Origin of the sequence: Tamilnaduibacter salinus, assembly GCF_003096655.1 — a bacterium.
GTDB lineage: Bacteria > Pseudomonadota > Gammaproteobacteria > Pseudomonadales > Oleiphilaceae > Tamilnaduibacter > Tamilnaduibacter salinus.
This window is the reverse complement of the sequence record NZ_QEKQ01000005.1, coordinates 277,577-301,581: the sequence shown is the minus strand read 5'-3', so window position 1 is coordinate 301,581 and position 24,005 is coordinate 277,577. Positions and strand designations below refer to the sequence as shown.

At 62.6% G+C, this 24,005-nt stretch carries 23 protein-coding genes and 1 other RNA gene; 17 read left to right on the top strand and 7 right to left on the bottom strand.

The window, feature by feature from the left end; genetic code table 11:
• Window positions 1-508: 508 nt before the first annotated feature.
• The 4 genes from C8D92_RS09650 to C8D92_RS09635 are packed head-to-tail and all read right to left on the bottom strand — an operon-like array spanning window position 509 to window position 4,930.
• Window positions 509-1,723, bottom strand: coding sequence for a UbiH/UbiF/VisC/COQ6 family ubiquinone biosynthesis hydroxylase (locus tag C8D92_RS09650; RefSeq protein ID WP_116919231.1), 1,215 nt, complete (start codon window positions 1,721-1,723; stop codon window positions 509-511).
• On the bottom strand, window positions 1,720-2,988 hold the full coding sequence (ubiH, locus tag C8D92_RS09645; RefSeq protein ID WP_116919230.1) for a 2-octaprenyl-6-methoxyphenyl hydroxylase: 1,269 nt from the start codon (window positions 2,986-2,988) through the stop codon (window positions 1,720-1,722). The genes C8D92_RS09650 and ubiH overlap by 4 nt, the downstream gene beginning before the upstream one ends.
• An 11-nt stretch (window positions 2,989-2,999) precedes the next feature.
• Window positions 3,000-4,316 carry a Xaa-Pro aminopeptidase gene (gene pepP / locus C8D92_RS09640; protein ID WP_116919229.1) on the bottom strand — a complete coding sequence of 439 codons (1,317 nt, stop codon included), beginning with the start codon at window positions 4,314-4,316 and terminating at the stop codon, window positions 3,000-3,002.
• A gap of 17 nt (window positions 4,317-4,333) precedes the next feature.
• Window positions 4,334-4,930 (bottom strand): UPF0149 family protein, encoded by a 597-nt coding sequence (locus C8D92_RS09635; protein ID WP_116919228.1) that lies wholly within the window; start codon window positions 4,928-4,930, stop codon window positions 4,334-4,336.
• 174 nt (window positions 4,931-5,104) lie between these two features.
• Between C8D92_RS09635 and C8D92_RS09630 the strand changes: the two genes are divergently transcribed.
• From C8D92_RS09630 to C8D92_RS09615, 4 genes are all read left to right on the top strand, one after another.
• The gene (locus C8D92_RS09630) at window positions 5,105-5,311 is read left to right on the top strand and encodes a TIGR02449 family protein (RefSeq protein ID WP_095611564.1); all 207 of its coding nucleotides are present in this window, start codon (window positions 5,105-5,107) and stop codon (window positions 5,309-5,311) included.
• On the top strand, window positions 5,311-5,619 hold the full coding sequence (locus C8D92_RS09625; protein WP_095611565.1) for a cell division protein ZapA: 309 nt from the start codon (window positions 5,311-5,313) through the stop codon (window positions 5,617-5,619). Before C8D92_RS09630 ends, C8D92_RS09625 begins: the two co-directional genes overlap by 1 nt.
• Window positions 5,620-5,670: 51 nt before the next feature.
• Window positions 5,671-5,853, top strand: a non-coding RNA gene (ssrS, locus tag C8D92_RS09620) — 6S RNA.
• A gap of 43 nt (window positions 5,854-5,896) precedes the next feature.
• Window positions 5,897-6,586 (top strand): 5-formyltetrahydrofolate cyclo-ligase, encoded by a 690-nt coding sequence (locus C8D92_RS09615; RefSeq protein ID WP_243402416.1) that lies wholly within the window; start codon window positions 5,897-5,899, stop codon window positions 6,584-6,586.
• 143 nt (window positions 6,587-6,729) lie between these two features.
• Here the strand turns inward: C8D92_RS09615 and C8D92_RS15680 are convergent, their stop codons facing one another.
• Both C8D92_RS15680 and ilvA read right to left on the bottom strand, forming a co-directional pair.
• Complete coding sequence (locus tag C8D92_RS15680; RefSeq protein ID WP_165819264.1) at window positions 6,730-6,879, bottom strand: hypothetical protein; 150 nt, start codon at window positions 6,877-6,879, stop codon at window positions 6,730-6,732.
• Window positions 6,880-7,137: 258 nt separating this feature from the next.
• Window positions 7,138-8,667, bottom strand: coding sequence for a threonine ammonia-lyase, biosynthetic (gene ilvA / locus C8D92_RS09610; RefSeq protein ID WP_095611567.1), 1,530 nt, complete (start codon window positions 8,665-8,667; stop codon window positions 7,138-7,140).
• Window positions 8,668-8,824: 157 nt separating this feature from the next.
• Here ilvA and rpiA point away from each other — a divergent pair, with 157 nt between their 5' ends.
• The 3 genes from rpiA (at window position 8,825) to ppa (ending at window position 11,648) form a co-directional block, all read left to right on the top strand.
• Window positions 8,825-9,502: a ribose-5-phosphate isomerase RpiA gene (rpiA, locus tag C8D92_RS09605; protein WP_116919226.1), complete on the top strand. Its 678-nt coding sequence runs from the start codon at window positions 8,825-8,827 to the stop codon at window positions 9,500-9,502.
• 338 nt (window positions 9,503-9,840) lie between these two features.
• Window positions 9,841-10,980, top strand: coding sequence for an acyl-CoA dehydrogenase family protein (locus C8D92_RS09600; protein ID WP_116919225.1), 1,140 nt, complete (start codon window positions 9,841-9,843; stop codon window positions 10,978-10,980).
• Window positions 10,981-11,120: 140 nt separating this feature from the next.
• Window positions 11,121-11,648, top strand: a complete 528-nt coding sequence (gene ppa, locus C8D92_RS09595; RefSeq protein ID WP_095611570.1) for an inorganic diphosphatase — start codon at window positions 11,121-11,123, stop codon at window positions 11,646-11,648.
• Window positions 11,649-11,700: 52 nt separating this feature from the next.
• Here the strand turns inward: ppa and C8D92_RS09590 are convergent, their stop codons facing one another.
• Window positions 11,701-12,750: a DUF2333 family protein gene (locus tag C8D92_RS09590; RefSeq protein ID WP_116919224.1), complete on the bottom strand. Its 1,050-nt coding sequence runs from the start codon at window positions 12,748-12,750 to the stop codon at window positions 11,701-11,703.
• A 422-nt stretch (window positions 12,751-13,172) separates the two neighbouring features.
• Between C8D92_RS09590 and C8D92_RS09585 the strand changes: the two genes are divergently transcribed.
• The 10 genes from C8D92_RS09585 (at window position 13,173) to purD (ending at window position 24,001) form a co-directional block, all read left to right on the top strand.
• Window positions 13,173-14,822: a diguanylate cyclase gene (locus tag C8D92_RS09585; RefSeq protein WP_116919223.1), complete on the top strand. Its 1,650-nt coding sequence runs from the start codon at window positions 13,173-13,175 to the stop codon at window positions 14,820-14,822.
• A gap of 226 nt (window positions 14,823-15,048) precedes the next feature.
• Window positions 15,049-15,495, top strand: a complete 447-nt coding sequence (gene aroQ, locus C8D92_RS09580) for a type II 3-dehydroquinate dehydratase (protein WP_116919222.1) — start codon at window positions 15,049-15,051, stop codon at window positions 15,493-15,495.
• 12 nt (window positions 15,496-15,507) lie between these two features.
• The gene (accB, locus tag C8D92_RS09575) at window positions 15,508-15,957 is read left to right on the top strand and encodes an acetyl-CoA carboxylase biotin carboxyl carrier protein (protein WP_116919221.1); all 450 of its coding nucleotides are present in this window, start codon (window positions 15,508-15,510) and stop codon (window positions 15,955-15,957) included.
• Window positions 15,958-15,978: 21 nt separating this feature from the next.
• Window positions 15,979-17,319 carry an acetyl-CoA carboxylase biotin carboxylase subunit gene (gene accC / locus C8D92_RS09570; RefSeq protein WP_207775158.1) on the top strand — a complete coding sequence of 447 codons (1,341 nt, stop codon included), beginning with the start codon at window positions 15,979-15,981 and terminating at the stop codon, window positions 17,317-17,319.
• Window position 17,320: 1 nt separating this feature from the next.
• Complete coding sequence (gene prmA / locus C8D92_RS09565) at window positions 17,321-18,217, top strand: 50S ribosomal protein L11 methyltransferase (RefSeq protein ID WP_116919219.1); 897 nt, start codon at window positions 17,321-17,323, stop codon at window positions 18,215-18,217.
• A gap of 64 nt (window positions 18,218-18,281) precedes the next feature.
• Window positions 18,282-19,565: a DUF3426 domain-containing protein gene (locus C8D92_RS09560; protein ID WP_116919218.1), complete on the top strand. Its 1,284-nt coding sequence runs from the start codon at window positions 18,282-18,284 to the stop codon at window positions 19,563-19,565.
• A gap of 153 nt (window positions 19,566-19,718) precedes the next feature.
• Entirely contained in the window at window positions 19,719-20,714 is a 996-nt protein-coding gene (dusB, locus tag C8D92_RS09555; RefSeq protein ID WP_423837077.1) for a tRNA dihydrouridine synthase DusB, read from the top strand.
• Complete coding sequence (gene fis, locus C8D92_RS09550) at window positions 20,711-21,022, top strand: DNA-binding transcriptional regulator Fis (protein WP_095612299.1); 312 nt, start codon at window positions 20,711-20,713, stop codon at window positions 21,020-21,022. Before dusB ends, fis begins: the two co-directional genes overlap by 4 nt.
• A gap of 95 nt (window positions 21,023-21,117) precedes the next feature.
• Complete coding sequence (gene purH / locus C8D92_RS09545) at window positions 21,118-22,698, top strand: bifunctional phosphoribosylaminoimidazolecarboxamide formyltransferase/IMP cyclohydrolase (RefSeq protein ID WP_116919216.1); 1,581 nt, start codon at window positions 21,118-21,120, stop codon at window positions 22,696-22,698.
• 10 nt (window positions 22,699-22,708) lie between these two features.
• Window positions 22,709-24,001 (top strand): phosphoribosylamine--glycine ligase, encoded by a 1,293-nt coding sequence (gene purD, locus C8D92_RS09540; RefSeq protein WP_116919215.1) that lies wholly within the window; start codon window positions 22,709-22,711, stop codon window positions 23,999-24,001.
• Window positions 24,002-24,005 lie beyond the last annotated feature (4 nt).

Genomic DNA, 24,005 nt, shown 5'->3' with positions numbered 1-24,005 from the left:
GATGGGCTGTTCGAGCACGTCCCCTGCGGCAACCGCCGCATCGGTACTGGCCAGCTCAACAACGCCCTCGAACAACTCGGAGAGCCCCTCGTGCAATGAGAAGCCCACCACCGCGAAATGATCGTCCGGCAGTTGGCTCACCCGGACGGTGAATTGCAGTCCCTTGGCCTGTGGCATGATCTTCGGTCCGTGAAGATGAATCGATTGCTTGTTCGCCGCGGAATCCGCGGAAGGGCGCGGAAACAGCGATTGTTAGCCACGGAATCCACGGAAGAACACTGAAAAAAGAAACTGAAAACGCATGATGCAGGCGATCAAAGGTCGCTATGTCCCGGAGCCGTCTGTTCGTCTCTTCTCTTCTTTTACTTCCGTGTTCTTCCGTGGATTCCGTGGCCTATTAATCCCTTCCGCGTCTTTCCGCGGGTTCCGTGGCGAATCATTTCCGTATTGATAGCGAAGTCTACCGACCCGCCCCCGACCGTTCAATCGACGGTGTCACGTCCTGGTGTCAGTGAAAACCCATAGCTTCGGCGGCGATGCGGTTTTTCAGAGGTGACTGCCCGTCCAACCAGCGCATGCCGGCATTGCGCACCCAACGCAGGGGCAGTTCGTCGCGGGCGAACAGGCGCTTGAAGCCCTCCATGGCCGCCATCATGGCGAGATTTTCGCCCTTGCGGCGGCGCTGGTAGCGCCCCAGCAGGAGCCGGTCGGCCGGAGGCAGCCCCGTCCGCCGGGCCCGCTGGAGTTCTTCGAGCAGCACGCGCACATCGCTGTACCCCAGATTCACCCCCTGACCGGCCAGCGGGTGAATCGTATGCGCCGCATCGCCGATCAGCGCCATACCCGGGCGCACGTAATCCTTGGCGTGGCGCTGTCGCAAGGGGAAGCTGTAGCGGCGCGACAGCGACCGGATCGGCCCCAGACGCTGTTCGATCGCCGCTTCCAGTTCGGCGGTGAAGGCATTGTCGTCCAGCGCCATTAACCGACGCGCCTCATCCGTGTCCTGGGACCAGACAATGGAGCAGCAGTGGCTGTCGCCCTCGTCTGTCTGAAGTGGCAGGAACGCCAGCGGACCGGTGGGCGAGAAGCGCTGCCAGGCCGTGAAGCCATGGGGCTGGGTGGTTTCCACCGTGCAGACAATGGCTTCCTGACCATAGTCCCATTCGCGTGTCGGCAATCCACCCCACTGGCGCAGGCGTGACTGCGGTCCATCAGCGGCAATGATCAGGTCGGCGGTCAGCGACCGATCGTCGTCGAGGGTCAGCGCCTGTCGGCCGTCCTGATCCTCCCAACGCACGACCGTCCGGCCGTCGATCAGTACGCCGTCGCTGTCGCGGAAGCCGGCCACGAGCGCGGAGACGACCGACTGGTTCTCGACGATAGCGCCCAGCGACGGCGTGTGCAGTTCCGCCGCTTCAAACTCAATCGAACCGGTGCCGTCACCATCCCAGACCTCCATACGCTGGTAGGGGCAGTGACGCCGGCTGCGGATGTCTGGCCAGACCCCCAGCTCCGTCAGCAGACGCTCGCTGGCCGGAGACAGCGCACTGACCCGCGGCGTGAAGTCCGCGGCCTGATGGGCATCGGGCAGCCGCGCGGTCAGCTTGGCGGCGGGCGCCCCTTCAACCAGCCCGACGCGCCATCCCTGCTGGACCAGTCCCAGCGCGGCGGCCGTGCCGGTGAGACCACCGCCGACAACGAGGATGTCAAACGACATTGTCATGATCCGGCCTCCGGGGCATTCGATCCCGCACCGTGCTGGCGTCGGCCAAGGCCCATGGCACGGCGGGCAAACCAGCGTTTCGCGCCCGGCATCAGGTCCAGCCCTGCCAGTCCGGCATCCCGGGCCGCCCCCAGAACCGGGATGCGGGCACCAAAGAGCCGGATCAGCGAGTCCGAAAACCCAACGGTCTGCTGCCAGTCCGCCTGATGATCGCGCTGATAAGCGCCCAGAACCGACAGGCGACCCAGCGGCTCACCATTGGCCTGCGCCTGGGCAAACCGTTCGACCAGCGCCATCAGCCCCCGGAGCGCGAGGTTGAACCCCTGCCCGGCCACGGGATGGAGCGTATGGGCCGCGTTGCCCACCAGCACGATGCCCGGACGAACGGATTCGCTCACGGTGGTCAGCTTCAGCGGGTAATGCTGGCACGCGCCGATGTGCGTGAACCGTCCGAGACGCCAGCCAAAGCGCGCCTGAAGGCGGCTAAGCTTGCCGGCATCATCCAGCGACAGGATGTCATCCAGCTGCTCGTCGTCCAGCGTCCAGACCAGGGCGGACTGGTTGGCCGCGGGGCCATTGCCGCCCATCGGCAGCAGCGCCATGGGTCCATGGTCGGTAAAACGCTCCCACGCTATGCCGCCGTGAGGCTGCTCGGTGGTCACATTGGCAATCAGCGCATTCTCTCCGTAATCATGGTGCCGCGGCTGGAATCCCAGCGTTTCCCGCAGCCCGGACCGGCCACCATCGGCCACCACCAGGCACTGAGCCGTCAGCGCGGTCTCCGCATCGTCTTCGCTCAGGTGCACCCGAGCGCCCTCTGCCAAGGGGGCCACATCGATCACCCGGGCTGGCGCGCGCCAGGTTACGGACGGCTGCTCAAGCAGCGCGCCCATCAGGCTCAGCCCCAGCCAGCGATTGTCCACCACATACCCCAGTGCCGGCTGTCCATGCTCCGCGGCAGACAGCCGCGTGACGCCGAACCGGCCCCGGTCCGAGACATGAATGTCGCGGATGGCCGTTGCCTGCTCTGAGAGACGTTCCCAGAGGCCCAGACGCTCATAGATACCCCGGGACCCCCACGCCAGTGCCGTCGAACGGGCATCGTAGCTGGGCTGGTAGTCGTCGGGGAGCGCATCCGGTGACAGCGGAAAGGCTTCGATCACCGTCACCCGCAGGGACGGCATTGTCCGCGCCAGGGCGAGGGCCAGGGTCGCACCGGCCAGCCCGCCGCCGGCGATCACGATGTCCGTGTCGAACTGGGTCATTGCAGCTCCACTCAGGCGGCCATCAGCGCTTCGATGTCCTCGATGGTTTTGGGCACGTCGCTGGTGAGGATACGACAGCCCTTGCGGGTCACGACCACATCGTCCTCAATGCGGATGCCAATGCCCCACCACTTCTCATCCACGTTGGTGTCGTCCGGCGGTATGTAGAGACCGGGTTCAATGGTCATCGCCATCCCCGGTTCCATGACGCGCCAGGCATCGCCAATCTTGTAGTCGCCCACGTCATGCACATCCATTCCGATCCAGTGCCCGACCCGGTGCATGAAATAGGGCCGATAGGCCTGCTTTTCGATAGCCTGGTCCAGCGTCATATCCCGCAGAATCCCCAGCTCAATCAGCCCCTGGGTCAGCACCTCAACCGCCACCTCATGCGGCTGATTCCAGTGGTTGCCTGGCTGGACCGCCTCAATGGCCTGGTACTGCGCCGCCAGCACCACTTCGTACAGGGCTTTCTGGGCGTCCGAAAAACGCCCATTGACCGGGAAGGTCCGGGTGATGTCCGAGGCGTAGTTCTCCAGCTCGCAGCCAGCATCAATCAGCACCAGATCGCCGTCGTTCAGCGGCGCGCTGTTATCGATATAGTGCAGCACACAGGCGTTGGCGCCACTGCCGACAATGGATGGGTACGCCGTCGAGCGGGCCCCGTGCTCCATGAAAGTGTGGATCAGCTCAGCCTCAAGCTGGTATTCGTAACCACCCTTGAGAGCCCGTTTCATCGCCCTTCGGTGCGCCTCGGCACTGATCTGGCCGGCGCGGGCCATCACCTTGACCTCGGCAGCACTCTTATAAAGACGCAGGTCGTGGAGGGTGTGTTCCAGTGCCACAAACTCGCCCGGCGGCTGGGCACCCGCCCGCAACTTGCTGCGGATCCGCTTGACCCAGTCCATCACTTTCGTGTCGAACGACTGGTCCCGGCCCAGCGGGTAGTACACCCGGCTCCGTCCCTCGATCATGCCCGGCAGGATGTCGTCGATGTCGGCAATCGGGAAGGCATCGTCCATGCCGTAGTCCGCGACCGCCCCGTCCTGGCCCACCAGCGAGCCGTCCCAGAGCTCTTTCTCCGGGTTGCGCTCCCGGCAGAACAGGACGGCCTCACCATGCTCGCGACCGGGAATCAGAACGAACACCGCATCCGGCTCATTGAAGCCCGTGAGGTAGTAGAAATCACTGTCCTGCCGGAACGGATGCAGCACATCCCGGTTCCGGACCCGTTCCGGAGCGGCCGGAACGATGGCGATACTGTCTTCCGCCATCCGCTCGGCAAGTCGGGCACGGCGGTCGGCAAATTCCTGGATCGGCATCATCATGTCTGGCAATTCTCCCGTCAGTGAAGCGTGGCGTCCGGACTGGGCGGCGGCGCCGACGGATTGAACTCGATAAAGATGGTCATCGCGCCGACCCGGACATACTCAATGAGTTCGAGCAGCTGCAGCTCGCCCTCTTCCGAATCGTCTTCGCCGTCGGCGACCTGACTGATGGCCACCATGTCCTCAACAATCTCCCGGATCTCGCCGGAGGCCTCGCCCAGTTCCTGACTGGCGCAGACGGCCATGCCTTCAAGGAACCCACGCACCCAGGCCGAAAGGGCCTGAAGACGCTGGTCCAGCGCGTGATCATCGTCCGGCAACACCGGCTGAAACGTCATGTCGTGGGCCTGAAGCCCCGACAATGTCTGGTCATACACATCCGACAGGAACTGCTTCAGATCCGAAGCAGACTGTATGGCCTCTGGCGCGACGCCGATCTGTTCGGACGCCACATCAAGCCATTCATCGGCGTCCAGCCGGGCGCCGGCCGCAAGACGGCCACAAAGGCCACCGTGCAGCTCAGAAGGATGGCTGAACGCCCGGTGAGCGGCGTAGTGATTGGCCCAGGTTTCAAAGTCGTTGGCAGGAACGGTTGGGGCGTCGTGTTCGGTCATCGGTATTGGCGTCGACCCGGTCGTTGAATGTGGGCCCATCCTAGCATTCCGGGGCCGTGTTGGCACCGGCGTCATGACAGGACTGTCACGTGTCGCGCCATCGTCAAATTGACCCCTTACAGGGGCACCATTATAGTGATTTTCAAACACCCTACCCACGAGACAGTACGCGACATGGACCAGCCGGAACTGCAATCACTGGCCGAGAAGGTGGATCGCCTGATTGCCCGCTGTGAAAAACTCGAGCGGGAAAATACGGCCATGCGCCAGGCACAGGACGACTGGAACCGCGAGCGGGCCCAGCTCGTTCAGAAGAATGATCTCGCCCGGAACAAGATTGAAGCCATGATTGGCCGTCTCAGAGCACTGGAGCAACGTTGATGGCGGACACGTCGAACACAGCGGAAGTCAACATCCTCGACAAGGACTACCTGGTCGCCTGCCCGAATGACGAATCCCGGGGTGAGCTGTATGAATCCGCCCGCTACCTGGACAGTAAGATGCGCGAGATCCGCTCCAGCGGCAAGGTGTTCGGCACGGAGCGCATCGCCGTCATGGCGGCATTGAACATCACACACGAACTGCTGCATCAGAACCACCTCTCCAGTGACGCCTCCAACCTGCTGGCGCAACTGGACCGGCGCCTGGACGAAGTGCTCGGTGACGATTCCGGCCAGAACGCCGGATAACCGTCCAACGGCGGTTGCAATCACGCGGGGCCTTGCCCGTATAATGAGAGGAACTTCCTGGGCTGCTCGACGGTCGGATAGGTCCTCGAGCCGATGCGTACTACCCAGGTGGCTACTTCAGGTCATTGTGAGCAAGTCCCCCACTGCAGGGGAAAGCCTAATGTGGCACAAGCGGCCACCACCTTGAATCTTAGGGTTCAAGGGCTACTCCGAAGGCGACAGCCCGGGAAGCTATCCACCAGCCGCATCCCATCCGATGACGACACGCCCCTCCAGCATGAAGCAAGAGCGACGCCGGTTGCGCCGGAAACTGCGCCTGCGGCGACGCGCCCTGTCCGGACGGCAGCAGCGTGAAGCGGCGCGACGGCTGGCTCATCAGCTGACGCGACTGGCCTCTCAATCCCGCTTTCGTCACGTCGGTATCTACCTGCCCAACGATGGCGAAATCGACCTGCGCCCATTCGTCTCGGAAGCGCGGCGGCGCGGCATCCACGTTTATCTTCCTGTCCTGCATCCGATACTGGGGAATCTGCTGTGGTTCTTCCGCTATGAGCCGGATACCCGGCTGATCCCGAACCACCTGGGCATTCCGGAGCCACGGCGCGCCGAGAACCAGCGGCGACCGGCGTGGGCGCTGGATGCGGTATTCATGCCGCTTGTGGGCTTCGATCATCGGGGAGAACGACTGGGAATGGGCGGGGGATTCTATGACCGGACGTTTGGGTTCAAGAAAGTCGAGCCGAACCGTCCCCCGGTGTTGATCGGCGTTGCTCACGACTGCCAGGAAATGGACACCCTGCCGACCCAACCCTGGGATGTGCCGCTGAACCGGATCGTGACACCAACGCGACGCGTTGATCCGAAAAACCACCGGATCGAAGGCCCGGAGTCGGGGGCGATCACACGCTGGTTTGGGCGCGCATGCATTCCCGAGTCCCGTCAGGGGCGATTACGCCTGAAACGATAACTGGCTGGCAACAACGAGCGGTAATCGACACACCGCGCTATCAGACAGGGAAGGAAGACAAAGGGAAAGGCACTCCATAACGACAGAAAGCGCCCATCGGGCGCTTTCAGAACTGCTCACGGTGATGACAAAGACGGGCCATCTCAGTCCAGCATGGACGTCAGCATGCCGGACTGGTCCGTGCTCACGGTCTGATCAGACTCAGACGCCTGCAGGGTGGTGAACCCCGTCACCGCCAGCCCCAGTGCAAACACGAACACCAATGCCCGAATCACGTCAGGCTTGCGTTCCATAATGACTTAACCCCCGAAAATGGATCGCCCCTTGGCAATCGTTTTTTCTTTTCTATTTCAAGCTATTGAAGAGGGTGCTCAGTGTTGGACTTCAAAGACAGCTATGCCGAGACGCCTTTCAGGCTTACGCCTCAACTATCAGCGCCTTACCGATAACACCCATAATTTTTATAAATAGTATCAGCTAATCACTGTTTTGCAATTTTTGACGCATTAACGTTGCGTTATTTTTCAACCAGCATCGGGGATGTCGCCGGGTCAATGGCCATTGCCCTTGCCAAGGAACATCCGGTACGCCTCGTTGTCGGTGACATGCTCGTACCGGAATCCAATCTTATCGAGCATCTCGCAGAAGTCCTCGAACTCGTCGCTGTCGACCTGGGCCCCCATCAAAACGCGACTGTACGCCGCCCCGTGGTTGCGGTAGTGGAACATGGAAATGTTCCAGCGCGTGCCCAGGGACATCAGGAACTTGAGCAGCGCGCCAGGACGCTCCGGGAACTCGAACTGGAAGACTTTCTCATTGCTGACCTCCGGCGCATGCCCACCCACCATGTGACGGATGTGTTGCTTGGCAATGTCGCTGTCGGTCAGGTCAAGCACCGGATAGCCGGCTTCGCGCAGTTCCTGCACCAGCTCATCCCGGCCCAGGCCCCCAGCCTGGATCTTGATGCCGACAAAGATCTTCGCCTCTTCGCCATCCGAATACCGGTAGTTGAACTCGGTGATGCTGCGCTTATGCAGCGCCTTGATGAACGACCGGAAACTGCCGGGGCGCTCAGGAATCGTGACCGCCAGAATGGCCTCGCGCTGCTCACCCACTTCCGTGCGCTCTGAGATGTAGCGCAGCCGGTCAAAGTTCATGTTGGCGCCGCTCAGCACGCCGGCAAGATTCTCCCCCTCGATGCCTTCTCGCTGGATGTAACGTTTCATCCCGGCCACCGACAGCGCACCTGCGGGCTCGGCGATGGAACGCGTGTCCTCGAACACATCCTTGATGGCGGCACAGACCTCGTCGACGCTCACGGTGATCACCTCATCGACGTGGTCTTTGCAGATTTCCCACGTGCATTCACCGATTTGCTTGACGGCCACGCCATCGACAAAGATGCCGACTTCATCCAGAACCACACGATCACCGGCCGCGAGCGCTGCCTGCAGGCAATTGGAATCCTCCGGCTCGACGCCAATCACCTTGATTTCCGGGCGCAGATACTTGATGTAGGCCGCCATACCCGCCATCAGGCCGCCACCGCCGACGGGCACGAAAACAGCGTGCAGCGGACGCGAGAACTGCCACATCAGCTCCATCGCCACCGTGCCCTGGCCGGCAATCACATCGGGGTTGTCATAGGGTGGGATATAGGTGAGCCCTTCCTTCTCGATCCACTTCTGCGCTTCGGCGGCCGCCTCATCAAAGGCGTCGCCCTTGAGGACAACCTTGGCCCCCCGGTCCCGCACCGACATCACCTTGATGTCCGGCGTGGTCCTCGGCATCACAATCACCGCGCGAATCCCCAGCTCCTTGGCCGCCAGCGCCACGCCCTGAGCGTGGTTTCCCGCCGACGCACAGATCACCCCCTTCTTTTTCTGCTCATCCGAGAGCTGGGCAATCCGGTTGTAAGCACCCCGGCACTTGAAGGAGAAGACCGGCTGCAGGTCTTCACGCTTGAGCATAATGTGGTTGTCAAACCGCCGGGAGAGATTCCGGGCGTGGGTCAGGGGCGATTCGATGGCCACGTCGTAAACCCGGGCATCGAGGATTTTCTTGATATAGCGCTGAGGCATGGTGAGCGTGTCCGTCAGTCGGATCGGAATAGTGTCAGTAGAAAGCCAAGTAGTGTAAGGAGTGAACAGGGCCAGCGTCCAGAGAGAGCGGCTGTGATGGGAGGCATCGCGGGCGTTATAATAGGGGATTCGATTGACCCCGACCCCAGGAGGCCCCATGAGCCAGGACGATCTCAAACAGGCCGTTGCCCAGGCCGCACTCGATACCATTCGCCCGAACATGGATTCAGACATGGTGATCGGCATCGGCACCGGCAGTACGGCCAACCGGTTCATCGACCTGCTGGGCGACCTTCGCACACAATTTGACGGCGCCGTTGCCAGCTCCGAGGCGAGCGCTCAGCGACTGAGGGAGCGGGGCATTCCGGTATACGACCTCAATTCCGTCTCCGAACTGCGCTTTTATGTGGACGGCGCCGATGAATTCAACGAGCAGCGGGAACTGATCAAGGGCGGTGGCGGCGCGCTCACGCGAGAGAAGATCGTCGCGGCAGTCGCCGACCAGTTCCTGTGCATCGCCGATCAGTCGAAACGGGTCAGCCTTCTCGGTGCCTTCCCCCTGCCCATCGAGGTCATTCCCATGGCCCGCAGCTACGTCGCCCGTGAAATCGTCAATCTTGAGGGCGATCCGGTCTATCGCCAGGGCGTGACGACGGACAACGGCAACATCATCCTCGACGTGCACAACCTGACCATCAACAACCCCATCGAACTGGAACGCCAGTTGAATCAGATCACCGGCGTGGTCACTAACGGCCTGTTCGCGCAGCGTCCGGCGGATACGGTGTTCGTGGGGACGGATCAGGGTGTGGAGACGCTCGGGCGCGGAACCTAGCTTCCTCCGGAAGACCGACATTGTTTTGCCACGGAAAGACACGGAAATCACGGAAACTGAGGTGACTCCGTGGCACGAAGGGATCGGCTGGCGGTCATTGCCGGAGGAGCGACAGGGATGTCGCGGTCGCATTTGGCGTCAGGGACGACCAAGTGCCCAGTGGTTGAGGGCAGATATCGGTCGCCCTGGGGGCGATTCCGAAGTCGGAGACATCGGCTACATTGACCTCCCCTACTTCGCGATTCTTTGGCCCACATGGCAAACCAAGCGCTTGCTTGGTATCGGCCTGTCGCGCAATACTCACACCTCAGAACACGCGACAGAACAAGAGGCCAGCCATGACCGCCTATTTCAACGAGACGCACAACCAGGCCCGCGAGACGACCCGCAAGTTCATCCAGACTCACGTCCTGCCCCACATCGACGACTGGGAGGAAGCCGGAGAGTTCCCAAGGGAGATCTACACACTGGCTGGCGAGGCCGGGCTGCTTGGTGCCGGTTACCCGGAGGCACTGGGCGGCCACAGCGAGGGCGACGTGTTCATGAAAGTCGCCATCAGTGAGGAACTGATGCGCTCGACATCCGGCGGCCTGGTCGCTGGCCTCGGATCTCTCGACATTGCCCTGCCGCCAGTCATCAAGTGGGCCCGGCCCGAACTCCGGGACGCGATCGTGCCATCGGTGCTCACCGGTGAACGGATCATGGCACTGGGGATCACCGAACCCGGCGGCGGCTCGGACGTCGCCAATATCCGCACCCGCGCCACCCGTGATGGCGACGACTTCATTCTCAACGGCAGTAAGACGTTCATCACCAGCGGCCATCGAGCGGACTACTACACGGTGGCCGCCCGGACCGGCGGCGACGGCCACGGCGGCATCAGCCTGTTCCTCGTCGACCGGGACACGCCCGGGTTCACCCGCGGCCGCCACCTGAAGAAGATGGGGTGGTGGGCGAGCGACACCGCCGAGCTGTCGTTTGATGACTGCCGGGTGCCGGCAGACCGATTGATCGGCCAAGAGAACGGCGGCTTTGCCGTCATCATGAGCAACTTCCTCGCCGAACGGCTGATGCTGGCCATCATGGGGTACACCACCGCCCAGATTGCCCTGGAAATGGCCATGGAGTACACCGGCCAGCGCCAGGCCTTCGGTCGGCCCATCAACGGCTTCCAGATCACCCGGCACAAACTGGTGGACATGGCCACGAAGGTGGATGTGGCCCGCGAATACACCTATCGGTGCGCCGCCCTGATGCAGGCCGGAAAGGCGCCGGTCAAACAGGTGGCCATGGCGAAAAACCTGTGTTCAGACGTGTGCGAATCGGTCACCCGTGAGGCCATCCAGCTCCATGGGGGTATGGGCTACATGCGGGAAGCCGCCGTCGAGCGCCTTTACCGGGACGGACGCCTGCTGGCCATCGGGGGCGGCACCAACGAAATCATGAAAGAGCTGATCGCCAAGCAGATGGGGCTGTGACGATGCGGGCGAGGCTGCCGAGGCCGTTCGCCCACCGTCGAGTTTTTCTGGTCGGGGGGATTCCGTATAATCCGGGCACTTTCTTTATCGCATCGACTATTTGAATCTGAACCCGTCATCCATCGAAAGAAGGACCCGTCATGAACTTCGATAACATCCCCGCCGGCAAAAATCCGCCCGAAGACATCTTCGTAGCCATTGAGATTCCGGCCAACAGCTCCCCGGTCAAGTACGAGATCGACAAGGACATGGGCGCACTGCTCGTGGACCGATTCATGGCCACGCCCATGTTCTACCCGTGCAACTACGGGTTCATCCCCCACACGCTGGCGGACGACGGCGACCCGCTGGACGTGCTGGTGATCGCGCCCTACCCGGTCCAGCCGGGCTCCATCATCCGGGCCCGTCCGGTCGGCGTTCTGAACATGGAAGACGAAGCGGGCGGTGACGCCAAACTCGTCGCGGTGCCGCACGACAAGCTGACCAAGGCGTACAGCGACGTGAAGGATGTGGACGACATCCCGCAGCTGCTGAGAGACCAGATCCAGCACTTCTTCGAGAACTACAAGACGCTTGAGCCGGGCAAGTGGGTGAAGGTCCAGAACTGGGACAACGCCGACGCCGCCCGCAAGGCGGTGGAAGAGTCCGTCGCCAACTACGGCAAGTAGGCCGATTCACGCTCTTCCGGTCAGGGCGACCGGAAGAGCGCCTTCCTTGCGATCACCCTTCGCTCAGCAGTTTCCGCAGGTCGGAAATGGCACTGTTGGCACGGGCCAGGTAGGACGCCATTGTCAGCGAGTGGTTGGCCATCAAGCCAAAGCCACTGCCATTGAGAATCATCGGACTCCAGAGCGCCCGCTGCGACCCTTCCAGCTCGACAATCACCTGCCGCACACTCGCCAGCGCATTCTTGTCCTCAAGCACCTTGCGGAAATCCACCTCGATCGCCCGGAACAGGTGCAGCATCGCCCAGGTCGTGCCGCGCGCCTCATAGAAAACGTTATCGATTTCCAGCCAGGGCGTCTTCACCGGCTCACGATCGGCCAGATCGGCCTCCGGGTTATCCTTCAGCGCCTGCTCGTCTTCTTCGTCAATCCGCTGTTTGCCCACACTCTCACTGAGACGACGGGAAATGCTGCCCAGACGCGTTTCCATATCCGCCAGCCAGCTGTTCAGGTTGTCCGCGCGGGCATAGAAATTCGCCTGTGGCTGGGCCGGATTCGAAAGCCGATCCAGGTACTGTTGCAGGGCCTCAATGCCTCGCCGATACTCGGACTCGGTGGAGGGAATCGCCCAGCTGTTGTTATCAAAGTGGAACTGGGGCTCGGCGATGGTCAGATCCGGGTCTTCCGAAGACTGACTCTGTGAACGACTGATGTCGCGGCGCATCGCGCGTGACATATCCCGCAACTGGACGAGCACCCCAAATTCCCAGGATGGCATATTGTCGAGCCAGATTCCCGGCGGAAACAGATCATTGCGGATGTAACCGCCCGGCTTGTCCAGCAGCGTTTCAGCCAGCCGGATCATGGTCGCCGTGGTCGCAAAACCGGTCACCCGCTCGCGATCCATGGACTGCGCCAGGGCCCGGCTGTCTTCACGCACGCTGAAGGTGTCTGGCTCGTCGCTCCAGTAGATGCCGAGGACCACGGCCACGATCAGGTACACCACGAGAATCAGGCCGAGCAGGCGTGCCACCACGCCACCGCCGGTAAAGTCACGGACGTCGTCGGCCCGATCCTGGAAAAATTGCTTCACGCCGTTCAGCATAATTTCTGCCTCTGGATCGAATCGGAATAAGCAGGGGTCGAAGACTGCGTACCTTGCCGCATCCCACCTGAAACCGCAATTAGGCCGCCGCAACGGGACACTAGGAGTCTGCGCGGCAGAAAGTCTGCACCGCTGCGACCGCCCCACTGCGGTCCCTTTTGAGCGCTCATTTTCGTTACATAGAACCACTATGCGCCTCAAATGACCGTCAAAATGGCCTCGCAGTGGGACGATCTCGCCTGGCACGATTTCTACCGCGCAGACTCCTAGCGGGTACCCGCTTCACATTTTGACAATCATTGACACCATACGACCTTCGACAGGTGCGTTAAACACTATAGACTCACGAAAGAGCGTCCACTAAAACGCACAAGATCCGATCGGGCCAAACATCGGCCCGCAGCGACAGCGATCGAGCAACCATGACCGACAACGACCAGCAGGAAAAACTGCGACAGCATTTCGGCCGGCGAGTCACGACTCAGGCCCGGGTCGTCCTCGACACCTGGCAGAAGATCCTGGATGGCAGCAGCGACACGAGCGGCCTGTACGATGAGCTGAGCGCGGCTGCCGACAAACTGGTTCGCTATGCCCGTCGGTTTGACATGACCGAACACGCCAGTGCTGGTGAGCAGATCATCGATGCCCTGGCGCAATGGTCCGGTGATCCGGACCTGCCAGAAGCCACCCGGCCGGCGATCCAGCAAGGCATGGACACACTGGCGCAGCACACGCTCCGCCGGTCCGACCAGCAGACTCGGGCCCAGCCGACCACCTACCGTCGCACGCCGGTCTACGTCGCGCTCCGGGATCAGGAAATGGCCGAGCGCCTGATCCGCCAGCTTGAGTTCTTCAGCTTCCGCGCCACGGCATTCAACACACCCGATGAGCTGATGGACGCCTGCAGTCGCCACAAGCCCGAAACCATCCTCATGGACGTTCACTTTGGTGAGGGCACGCTGGAAGGCATTGCCACGGTCGAACAGCTCCAGACCCGACACGAGACCCCGATTCCGGTCGTCTTCCTCAGCGAGGACGATGGCACCATCGAGACCCGGCTCCGCGCCTCGCGCTGCGGCGGCGAGGAGTTCTTCTACCCACAGGTGGACCCGGGCCAATTGATCGAGAAGATCGAGACATACACGCACGGCAACACGGTCGAGCCCTATCGGGTCCTGGTGCTGGATGATTCACGGGCCCAGGCAAAGTTCATGGAGAACGCGCTGAACCGCGCCGGCATGAAGGCCTACGTCATCACCGACCCAATGCGAATCATCCACGCACTGGAAGAATTCAGCCCGGAGATCATCATTCTGGATATGTACATGCCGGGCTGTACCGGGATGGAAATCGCCCGGGTGATACGTCAGCAGGATCGGCTGCACAGTGTGCCCATCATCTACCTGTCCGCCGAGGACGACGTCTCGAAGCAACTGCACGCCATGAGCCTGGGCGGCGATGACTTCCTGACCAAGCCGATTGATCCGAAACATCTGGTCGCGACGATTCATAACCGCGGGCGTCGTGCGCGCTCCCTACTGGCCCTGATGATCCGGGACAGTCTCACGGGCCTGTTCAACCACACCCACACCCTCTCCCTTCTGGAGCAGGAAATCAGCCGCGCCCGACAAAGCGGCAACACCCTGTGCTTCGTGATGCTCGACATCGATCATTTCAAGCACATCAACGACAGCTACGGCCATCCGATCGGGGATCGCATTCTTCGCAACCTGTCGATGTTCCTGAAACAACGGCTTCGCAAGACCGACCACATCGGCCGCTATGGGGGCGAGGAGTTCGCCATCATCCTGCCGGACACCGACGCCGGAGACGCTCGGCGTGTCATCGACGAAATCCGGGGCCGATTCTCTGAGCTGACCCAGCATGCCGGCGCTCAGTCATTCACGGTCACGTTCAGCTGCGGCGTCGCACGCTGGAACGGCGAATCCGCCCAGACGCTGTGCGAACGGGCCGACCGGGCCCTGTACTCGGTCAAGGAAAACGGCCGGAATAACGTCGCTGTGGCGGCTGACAGTGATCAGCGCCAACCGGCAACCGAACATCCCGAGTAGCCTACCCAGCCCTTCCAGACTCTCCTTGTGGGCCATGGCACCAACGTCTTATGGACGCCCCGGATCGCCTGACTGACAATCCCTGCATGTTCCGACAGGCCACCGCAAACCAGGCCACGAGAACGGCATCGCTCGAAAGATCGGAAAAACCCAGCTACGATAGCTGAAAAATGTCGGGATATTCGGCGATCCTGTCAAAATCAGTCAGGCAACGGAAACACAGTTCATGGCGACCATCCTTGTTCTTCACGGCCCCAACCTGAACATGCTGGGCACCCGGGAGCCCTCCCTTTACGGGAACGAGACACTGTCCGACATCGATGACCGTCTTCACGAGACCGCGACCGCGGCCGGTCACCACCTGATGCACCTGCAGTCCAACGCCGAATACGAGCTTATTGACCGTGTCCATGAAGCGCGCCGTGAAGGCGTCGACTTCATCCTGATCAATCCAGCGGCCTGGACCCATACCAGCGTGGCCCTTCGGGACGCCTTACTGGCCACCGACATTCCGTTCATCGAAGTGCACCTGTCCAACGTGCATGCTCGCGAACCGTTTCGCCGCCACTCCTATTTCTCGGATGTGGCGGCCGGCGTTATCTGCGGCCTGGGCAGCCAGAGCTACGATCTGGCCCTGCAGGCGGCGATGACCCGACTCAACGACTCACGCTAACGAGACCCGATTATGGATATCCGCAAAGTCAAGAAACTGATCGAACTGCTCGAAGAATCCGACATTGAAGAGCTGGAGATTCAGGAAGGCGACGACGCCGTCCGGATCTCCCGTCGCCGGGGCCAGGCCGAGCCGGTGGTCGCCGCGCCAGCCCCCGCCCCGCAGGCGCCCGCTCCGGCTCCGACTGAGAAGCCGGCCGACGAACCCGCCGGAGAGAGCGAACCGGCGGGCCATCGTGTGCGCTCACCCATGGTCGGCACCTTCTACCGCGCGCCCTCACCCTCCTCCAAACCCTTCGTGGAGGTCGGTCAGACCGTCGCAGCGGGTGATGTTATCTGCATTGTCGAAGCAATGAAGATGATGAACCAGATCGAGGCCGATAAGAGTGGCACCATCGTGGACGTCCTGGTTGAGAACGGCCAGCCCGTCGAGTTTGACCAGCCGCTCTTCGTCATCTCGTAAACAGGGTGCGAACTCATGGCCATGATTGAAAAAGTACTGATCGCCAACCGGGGCGAGATTGCTCTGCGCATTCTCCGCGCCTGCCGGGAGCTGGGGATTCGCACGGTGGCGGTCCACTCCCAGGTGGATCGGGACCTGATGCACGTGCGCCTGGCGGACGAATCCGTCTGTATCGGTCCCAACAGCGCGACCGACAGCTATCTCAACATTCCGACCATCATCAGTGCGGCAGAGGTGACCGACTCGGTCGGCATCCACCCCGGTTACGGGTTCCTGTCGGAAAATGCCGACTTTGCCGAGCAGGCCGAGAAGAGCGGCTTCCGCTTCATCGGCCCGCCCGCGGACGTCATCCGGATGATGGGCAACAAGGTGGCCGCGATCAACGCGATGATCCGCGCCGGCGTCCCGACCGTCCCGGGCTCTGACGGCGCGGTGACCGAAAACGACGAGCAGACCCTGGAAGTCGCCCGTCGCATTGGTTACCCGATCATCATCAAAGCGGCCTCCGGCGGTGGCGGACGAGGTATGCAGGTGGTCCGCTCCGAGGCTGCCCTGCTCAAATCCATCCAGATCACACGCTCGGAAGCCCGCAACAACTTTGGCGACGAGACGGTCTACCTGGAGAAGTACCTGGAAAAGCCGCGCCACGTGGAAGTGCAGGTATTGGCGGACACACACGGCAACGTCATTCATCTGGGCGACCGGGACTGCTCCATGCAGCGCCGTCACCAGAAGGTGATTGAGGAGGCGCCGGCGCCTCAGATCGACCCGGACGCCCGGGCCCAGGTCCTAAAGGCCTGTGTCGACGCCTGCCAGGAGATCGGCTACGTCGGCGCCGGCACGTTTGAATTCCTCTATGAGGACGGCCGTTTCTACTTCATCGAAATGAACACCCGGGTCCAGGTGGAGCATCCGGTCTCGGAAATGGTCACTGGCGTCGACATCGTCAAGGAACAGCTGCGGATTGCCAGTGGCATGCCCCTGTCCTACACCCAGGACGACATCGAGACCCGCGGCCATGCCATCGAGTGCCGGATCAACGCCGAAGACCCGAACACCTTCGCGCCCAGTCCGGGCCATGTGAAGCACTACCATCCGCCCGGCGGTAACGGCGTGCGGGTCGACTCGCACCTGTACAGTGGCTACACGGTTCCGCCCTATTATGACTCGCTGGTGGGCAAGCTGATCACGTTCGGCGAGTGCCGGGACACCGCACGACGGCGCATGAAAATCGCCCTCGACGAGCTGGTGGTGGAAGGCATCAAGACCAACCAGGCCCTGCACCGGCGGCTGGTCCGTGATGGCGGATTCAAGACCGTGGACTTCACCATCCATTACCTCGAAAAACTGATCCGGGAGTAGCATGCGCTGGATCCAGCTTCACGTCCCCGCCGACCCGGATCATGCGGAGTTGGTGGAGGAACTGCTCATGGGCGCCGGCGCCGAAGCCGTGACCATGGAAGACGCGGCCGATCAGCCGCTGTTCGAGCCCGAACCGGGTACAACGCCGCTGTGGAATCAGACCCGGGTCACGGGTCTGTTCCAGACCGACGAAAACATGGAAGGCATCCGCGCCCTGCTGCAGGATCAGTACCACCAGCAGACCCAGCAGACGCTGGGCCACATCGAGGTGGAGCTGCTCGAGGATCGTGACTGGGAGCGGGCCTGGATGGACGATTTCCAGCCCATCCGCTTCGGCCAGCGGCTGTGGATCGTGCCCAGCTGGCACAGCGCCCCGGACCCGGACGGCGCCAACCTCGTCCTCGACCCTGGCCTGGCATTTGGCACTGGCACTCACCAGACCACCGCCCTATGTCTGGAATGGCTTGACGGCCAGGACCTGACCGGCCAGCAGGTGATCGACTACGGTTGTGGCTCCGGCATTCTCGGGCTGGCGGCGCTGCTGCTCGGCGCCCGCCATTTTGTCGGCGTGGACACCGACCCGCAGGCCCTGGAAGCCACCCGGGAAAACACCCGTCGCAACGAGATCGACGAATCCCGGGTCGCCCTCTATCTGCCGGACAACGATCCGGAGATGGAGGCAGACCTGGTGCTCGCCAACATCCTCGCACAGCCGCTGATGTCGCTGGCCGGCAAACTGGCCTCTCGCGTCCGCGAAGGCGGCTGGATCGTGCTGTCGGGGATTCTCAGCGAACAGGCCGTTCAGGTGGCTGACGCCTACGACCCCTGGTTCGACATGCAGCCCCCGACGGAGAAGGAGGGGTGGGTCTGCATCACAGGCCGGCGCCGCGACAGGTGACGGAGCGCCGCCGGAAAGGCTAGACTGCGCTTCAGTATTTGCGGCCTAAGACAGGACGTTCAGGATGAGCCAGAGCAGTACGCTGACCCGCTGCCCCCATTGCGGCACCCGATTCCGAGTCACCGGTGAACAGCTCAACGTCGCCGGTGGCAAGGTCCGTTGTGGGCAATGCATGGAAGTGTTCAATGCGCTGGATCACCGCGAGCCAGAGCCCGTTCCTCAGCCGACGCCAGACCCGACCGGGCCGGAGCCAGAGCACCCGACTCCCGACCAGACAGCGTCTGCAACCAAGCACGAGTCGTCAGCGGAGACGCCGGAAGAGCCAGAAGAGCCGGAAGACGATCTGGTCTTTGAGGACGACCCGGAGGAAGACGCCGCCGCCGGCAATTACGCGGGCAAAAAGGCCATCCCGGACGAAGAGCTCAGCGACAGCTTCCTCGCCATGGACGAGGATGATCCGGAGCATCCGTATCCGGAAGACGAGAGCGAGTCCGGCGACGAGGCCATTGATGAGAGCTGGGCCGAGGCCATGCTCAAAGAGGAGGACAGTGCCCCGTCAGAACAGGACGAGCCACAGCAGGCCCCTCCGGAGCCGGAAGACACGACGGAACCGGCCCCTGACGACACGCCGCTTTTCGACAGCGCAATGGACGAGGCCATCGGCTGGCCCGACGAGCATCCCAACCGTGACACGCTGACCATGGCGGAAGACGACCCCGGTGTCACCGCCACCGACGCCATGGAACGCGCCGACACCCCGTCGCCTGCCCGACCGGGCAGCAGCCACGGTGGCCAGTGGGACAACCTCCGCTCCGAGCCCATCGCGGTCGCATCGAAAGAACGCCCCTGGCTGCGCCGGACACTCTGGACCCTCGTCACACTGGCCCTGATTGCCCTGTTGATTGCTCAGGTCACCTGGTTCCAGTTCGATCGCCTGGCCAGCGTCCCCCAGCTTCGCCCCTGGTATGAAAAAGCCTGCCAATATGCCGGGTGCGACCTGCCGCCGCTGATTGCACTGGACCGCATCAACAGTCGCAAGCTCGTCGTGCGGGATGACCCGGACCAGCGCAAAGCACTGATCGTTGACGCCGTCCTCGTCAATAACGCCGAGTTCCGCCAACCCTTCCCCGCCATCGGGCTGAGCTTCTCCAACCTGAGCGGTGAGGTGGTGGCCCAGAGTGTCTTTGAACCGACGGAGTACCTCCGCGGCAACGCAACCGACCTCACTGAGATGCCGACCGCCACCCCCGTGCGCATCTCCATCGCTATCCGTGATCCCGGCCGGGACGCGGTCAACTACAACCTTGAGTTTCTGCCCCGCCGCGCCACCAATCGCGATGCGCGCTGAAAGGGGCCACCCGTGTTGTCAAGAGAACTGCGCGAAAAATAATCAGATTTTTCCGGCCCTGTCCCCTTCAATCCACCCGGGCGCGGGGGTATCATTGTCGGCCCTTATTGAGCTGGTCGAGTTTTAACCAGATCCGGAAGGTGCGGAAGGATGATGCCCGAGGCGACCATTGGTCCATACACGTTGCCCAACTCGCTGATTGTCGCGCCCATGGCCGGGGTGACGGATCGCCCGTTTCGGCTACTCTGTCGCCGACTTGGCGCCGGGCTGGCGGTGTCCGAGATGGTGACCGCCGACCAGCGGCTCTGGCATACCCGCAAATCCCGACTGCGACTGGACCACACGGGCGAACCGGAGCCCCGGTCCGTACAGATTGCTGGCGGAGACCCGGACATGCTCGCGGAGGCTGCCCGGGTCAATGTCGACAACGGCGCCCAGATCATTGATATCAACATGGGCTGTCCCGCCAAGAAGGTCTGCAATAAGGCGGCAGGTTCTGCCCTGATGAAGGACGAAACCCTGGTTGGCGACATTCTTCATGCGGTTGTCCGGGCCGTGGATGTGCCTGTCACCCTCAAAACGCGCACCGGCTGGGACCGCGAACACCGCAATGCGCCGGTGATTGCCCGCATGGCCGAAGAGGCGGGGATTCAGGCCCTGTCCATCCACGGCCGGACCCGGGCGGACAGCTACCAGGGGGAGGCCGAGTACGACACCATCGCCCGTGTGAAGGCCGAGCGGAACATACCGGTGTTTGCCAACGGCGATGTGGACAGCCCCGAAAAAGCGGCACGGATTCTGCAGCACACGGGCGCGGACGGTCTGCTGATCGGCCGGGCCGCTCAGGGCAGCCCCTGGATATTCCGGGAAATCCACCACTACCTGACCACGGGCCAGCGGTGCGCACCGCCCGCTCTGGTCGAAGTGGAAACGATTCTTCTGGAACATCTGGAGGCCCTGCACCGTTTCTACGGAGAATTCATGGGCGTGCGAATCGCCCGCAAACATGTGGGCTGGTACCTCCAGTCCCACGACCCCGACAAACGGTTCCGTCGCCGCTTCAATGCCATGGAGAGCGCGGCGGAACAGATTGACGGCATTCAACAGTACTTTTCAGACTTACGAAATGGAGAGGTATTCGCAGCATGAGCGCTGACACACTGGCCAACGAAAACCAACCGCCGGAGTCCGGCAGCCAGCAGTTGCAATCCACCGCTCAAGGGGGCCATTCGGTCACCCTGCGCGACAGCGTGGAGCTGGCCCTGAAGAACTACTTTGAACAGCTGGACGGCGCTCCGGTGACCGACGTCTACCAGCTCGTGCTGAGCGAAGTGGAAGCGCCCCTGCTGGAGCAGGTGATGACCTACACCCGCAACAACCAGACCCGCGCCTCCGACATGCTGGGCCTGAACCGGGGCACCCTGCGCAAGAAGCTCAAGCAGTACGGACTGCTGTAAGCCGAAACAGCCCCCGAAGGCCTCCACGAGAGGCCTTCATTCGTTCAGAGCCCGGCATACCGGTATGCAAGCCTTTCAACCAACGTAAGAGACCCATGGCACACCAGGACAACACCTCGATTCGACGCGCCCTGCTCAGCGTTTCCGACAAGACCGGCCTCGTGGATTTCGCCCGTCGCCTTGCCGATCGTGGCATCGAACTGCTGTCCACCGGCGGCACCTTCCGGCTGCTTCAGGAAAACGACATTCCCGTCAAGGAAGTGTCCGATCACACTGGCTTTCCAGAGATGATGGATGGCCGCGTCAAAACGCTGCACCCCACCATCCACGGCGGCATTCTCGGTCGGCGGGGCACGGACGACGCCGTGATGCTCGAGCACGGCATCGACCCCATCGACATGGTGGTGGTCAACCTCTACCCGTTTGAATCCGCCGTGGCGGAGGACGACTGCACGCTCGCCAACGCCATCGAGAACATCGACATCGGCGGCCCCACAATGGTGCGCGCTGCGGCCAAGAATCACGACGATGTGGCCATCGTCGTCAACACCGGCGACTACAAACGGATTCTGGATGAGCTGGACGCCAACAGCGGTGGCATCAGCTACGCCACGCGGTTCGACCTGGCCGTCCGCGCGTTCGAACACACAGCCGGCTACGACGCCGCTATTGCCAACTATCTTGGCGGGCGCACCGCCGACAGCAGCGACGAGGACTTCCCCCGCACCTTCAACGCCCAGCTCGTGAAGGTGCAGGAGATGCGCTACGGCGAGAACCCGCACCAGCGTGCTGCATTCTATGCCGAGCGTGCCCCGAAAGAGGCTTCCGTCGCGACGGCCGACCAGATCCAGGGCAAGGCGCTGTCGTTCAACAACGTCGCCGACACCGACGCGGCGCTGGAATGCGTCAAGCCCTTCGCCGATCCGGCCTGCGTGATCGTCAAGCACGCCAACCCCTGCGGCGTCGCGATTGGCGCGGACCTCAAACAGGCGTACGAGCTGGCCTTTGCCACCGACCCGACGTCCGCATTTGGCGGCATCATTGCCTTCAACCGAGAGCTGGACGCGGACACGGCCCGGGCCATCGTCGACCGGCAATTCGTTGAAGTGATCATCGCACCCACCGTCAGCGCCGAAGCCGCCGAAGCGGTCGCCACCAAGAAGAACGTGCGGCTACTCGCCTGCGGCGATCTCAGTGGTGAGCGCGAGAAGGCACTGGACTACAAGCGTGTCACCGGCGGCCTGCTGGTTCAGGACCGGGACTTGGGCATGGTCGATATGGACGATGTGCAGATGGTCTCCGAGCGCCAGCCCACCGAGAGCGAACTGAACGATCTGCTGTTCGCCTGGGAGGTGGCCAAGTACGTCAAATCCAACGCCATCGTCTACGCCCGTGCGGGTCGGACCATTGGCGTTGGCGCCGGCCAGATGAGCCGGGTCTACAGCGCAAAGATCGCCGGCATCAAGGCGGCAGACGAGAACCTGGAAGTGAAGGGCTCCGTCATGGCCTCCGACGCCTTCTTCCCGTTCCGGGATGGCATCGATGCCGCGGCCGAAGCGGGCATTACCGCCGTCATCCAGCCCGGCGGCTCCCGCCGCGACCAGGAGGTAATCGACGCGGCCAACGAGCACGGCATCGCCATGGTCTTCACCGGCATGCGCCATTTCCGCCACTGAGGAGGTTGGTATGAACGTTCTGATCATCGGTGGCGGCGGCCGCGAACACGCCCTGGCCTGGAAGGCCGCCCAGTCCCCGACCGCCGACCGGGTGTTCGTCGCCCCCGGCAATGCCGGGACGGCCCGGGAGCCAGCGCTGGAGAATGTCGGACTGGACGTGCTCGATTTCGCCGGTCTCGCCGCCTTCGCACGCGACAACGAGGTTGAGCTGACGATCGTCGGCCCGGAAGCGCCTCTGGTCGAGGGCATCGTCGATCACTTCCGGGATCAGGGCCTGCGCATCTTCGGCCCGGACCAGGGCGCCGCGCAACTTGAGGGCTCCAAGGCATTCACCAAGGACTTCCTTGCACGGCACCGGATACCCACCGCCGCCTACGGCAATTTCACAGACGTGGATGAGGCGCTGTCCTACGTCCGCGAACAGGGCGCGCCGATTGTGGTGAAGGCCGACGGTCTGGCGGCGGGCAAAGGCGTGGTGGTCGCGCAGACGCTCCCCGAGGCCGAAGACGCGATCCGGGACATGCTCTCGGGCAACGCCTTTGGCGATGCGGGCAGCCGCGTCGTGATCGAGGAATTTCTGGTGGGCGAGGAAGCGAGCTTCATCGTCATGGTCGACGGTGAGCACATCCTGCCGATGGCGACCAGCCAGGACCACAAACCGGTCGGCGATGGCGACACGGGGCCGAACACCGGCGGCATGGGCGCCTATTCTCCCGCACCCGTGGTCACCGACAACGTCCACCAGCGCATCATGAATGAGGTGATTGTCCCCACGGTCCAGGGGATGGCATCGGAGGGGCATCCGTATACCGGCTTTCTCTACGCCGGCCTGATGATCGACCCGGACGGTGCGCCCAAGGTCATTGAATACAACTGCCGCTTCGGCGACCCGGAAACCCAACCGATCATGCTGCGGATGACGGCTGATCTGGTGAGCCTCTGCCAGGCCGGGATCGATGGCACCCTGGATCGGTGCGACTCCACCTGGGACTCCCGCGCGGCCGTGGGCGTAGTGCTCGCTGCCGGCGGCTATCCCGGCTCTTACGAAAAAGGGCTGCCGATCAGCGGCCTGCCGGAGAGCGAGACGGGCGGCGAGAAGGTCTTTCACGCCGGCACAAAACTTGATGACGGCAATGTGGTCACCAGCGGCGGCCGGGTGCTGTGCGCCACGGCACTGGGTGACTCGGTCACCGAGGCGCAGCAGCGCGCCTACCAGTTGGCAGACCGCATTCACTGGAAAGACGTACACTGTCGTCGCGATATCGGGCATCATGCCATTGCCCGGGAACAGGACCGGCACTGAGCCG

Coding starts and splice junctions, on each gene's coding strand:
- C8D92_RS09650 (WP_116919231.1), bottom strand. CDS start 1,723: ATGACAATGTCGTTTGACATCCTCGTTGTCGGCGGTGGTCTCACCGGC.
- ubiH (WP_116919230.1), bottom strand. CDS start 2,988: ATGACCCAGTTCGACACGGACATCGTGATCGCCGGCGGCGGGCTGGCC.
- pepP (WP_116919229.1), bottom strand. CDS start 4,316: ATGATGATGCCGATCCAGGAATTTGCCGACCGCCGTGCCCGACTTGCC.
- C8D92_RS09635 (WP_116919228.1), bottom strand. CDS start 4,930: ATGACCGAACACGACGCCCCAACCGTTCCTGCCAACGACTTTGAAACC.
- C8D92_RS09630 (WP_095611564.1), top strand. CDS start 5,105: ATGGACCAGCCGGAACTGCAATCACTGGCCGAGAAGGTGGATCGCCTG.
- C8D92_RS09625 (WP_095611565.1), top strand. CDS start 5,311: ATGGCGGACACGTCGAACACAGCGGAAGTCAACATCCTCGACAAGGAC.
- C8D92_RS09615 (WP_243402416.1), top strand. CDS start 5,897: ATGAAGCAAGAGCGACGCCGGTTGCGCCGGAAACTGCGCCTGCGGCGA.
- C8D92_RS15680 (WP_165819264.1), bottom strand. CDS start 6,879: ATGGAACGCAAGCCTGACGTGATTCGGGCATTGGTGTTCGTGTTTGCA.
- ilvA (WP_095611567.1), bottom strand. CDS start 8,667: ATGCCTCAGCGCTATATCAAGAAAATCCTCGATGCCCGGGTTTACGAC.
- rpiA (WP_116919226.1), top strand. CDS start 8,825: ATGAGCCAGGACGATCTCAAACAGGCCGTTGCCCAGGCCGCACTCGAT.
- C8D92_RS09600 (WP_116919225.1), top strand. CDS start 9,841: ATGACCGCCTATTTCAACGAGACGCACAACCAGGCCCGCGAGACGACC.
- ppa (WP_095611570.1), top strand. CDS start 11,121: ATGAACTTCGATAACATCCCCGCCGGCAAAAATCCGCCCGAAGACATC.
- C8D92_RS09590 (WP_116919224.1), bottom strand. CDS start 12,750: ATGCTGAACGGCGTGAAGCAATTTTTCCAGGATCGGGCCGACGACGTC.
- C8D92_RS09585 (WP_116919223.1), top strand. CDS start 13,173: ATGACCGACAACGACCAGCAGGAAAAACTGCGACAGCATTTCGGCCGG.
- aroQ (WP_116919222.1), top strand. CDS start 15,049: ATGGCGACCATCCTTGTTCTTCACGGCCCCAACCTGAACATGCTGGGC.
- accB (WP_116919221.1), top strand. CDS start 15,508: ATGGATATCCGCAAAGTCAAGAAACTGATCGAACTGCTCGAAGAATCC.
- accC (WP_207775158.1), top strand. CDS start 15,979: ATGATTGAAAAAGTACTGATCGCCAACCGGGGCGAGATTGCTCTGCGC.
- prmA (WP_116919219.1), top strand. CDS start 17,321: ATGCGCTGGATCCAGCTTCACGTCCCCGCCGACCCGGATCATGCGGAG.
- C8D92_RS09560 (WP_116919218.1), top strand. CDS start 18,282: ATGAGCCAGAGCAGTACGCTGACCCGCTGCCCCCATTGCGGCACCCGA.
- dusB (WP_423837077.1), top strand. CDS start 19,719: ATGCCCGAGGCGACCATTGGTCCATACACGTTGCCCAACTCGCTGATT.
- fis (WP_095612299.1), top strand. CDS start 20,711: ATGAGCGCTGACACACTGGCCAACGAAAACCAACCGCCGGAGTCCGGC.
- purH (WP_116919216.1), top strand. CDS start 21,118: ATGGCACACCAGGACAACACCTCGATTCGACGCGCCCTGCTCAGCGTT.
- purD (WP_116919215.1), top strand. CDS start 22,709: ATGAACGTTCTGATCATCGGTGGCGGCGGCCGCGAACACGCCCTGGCC.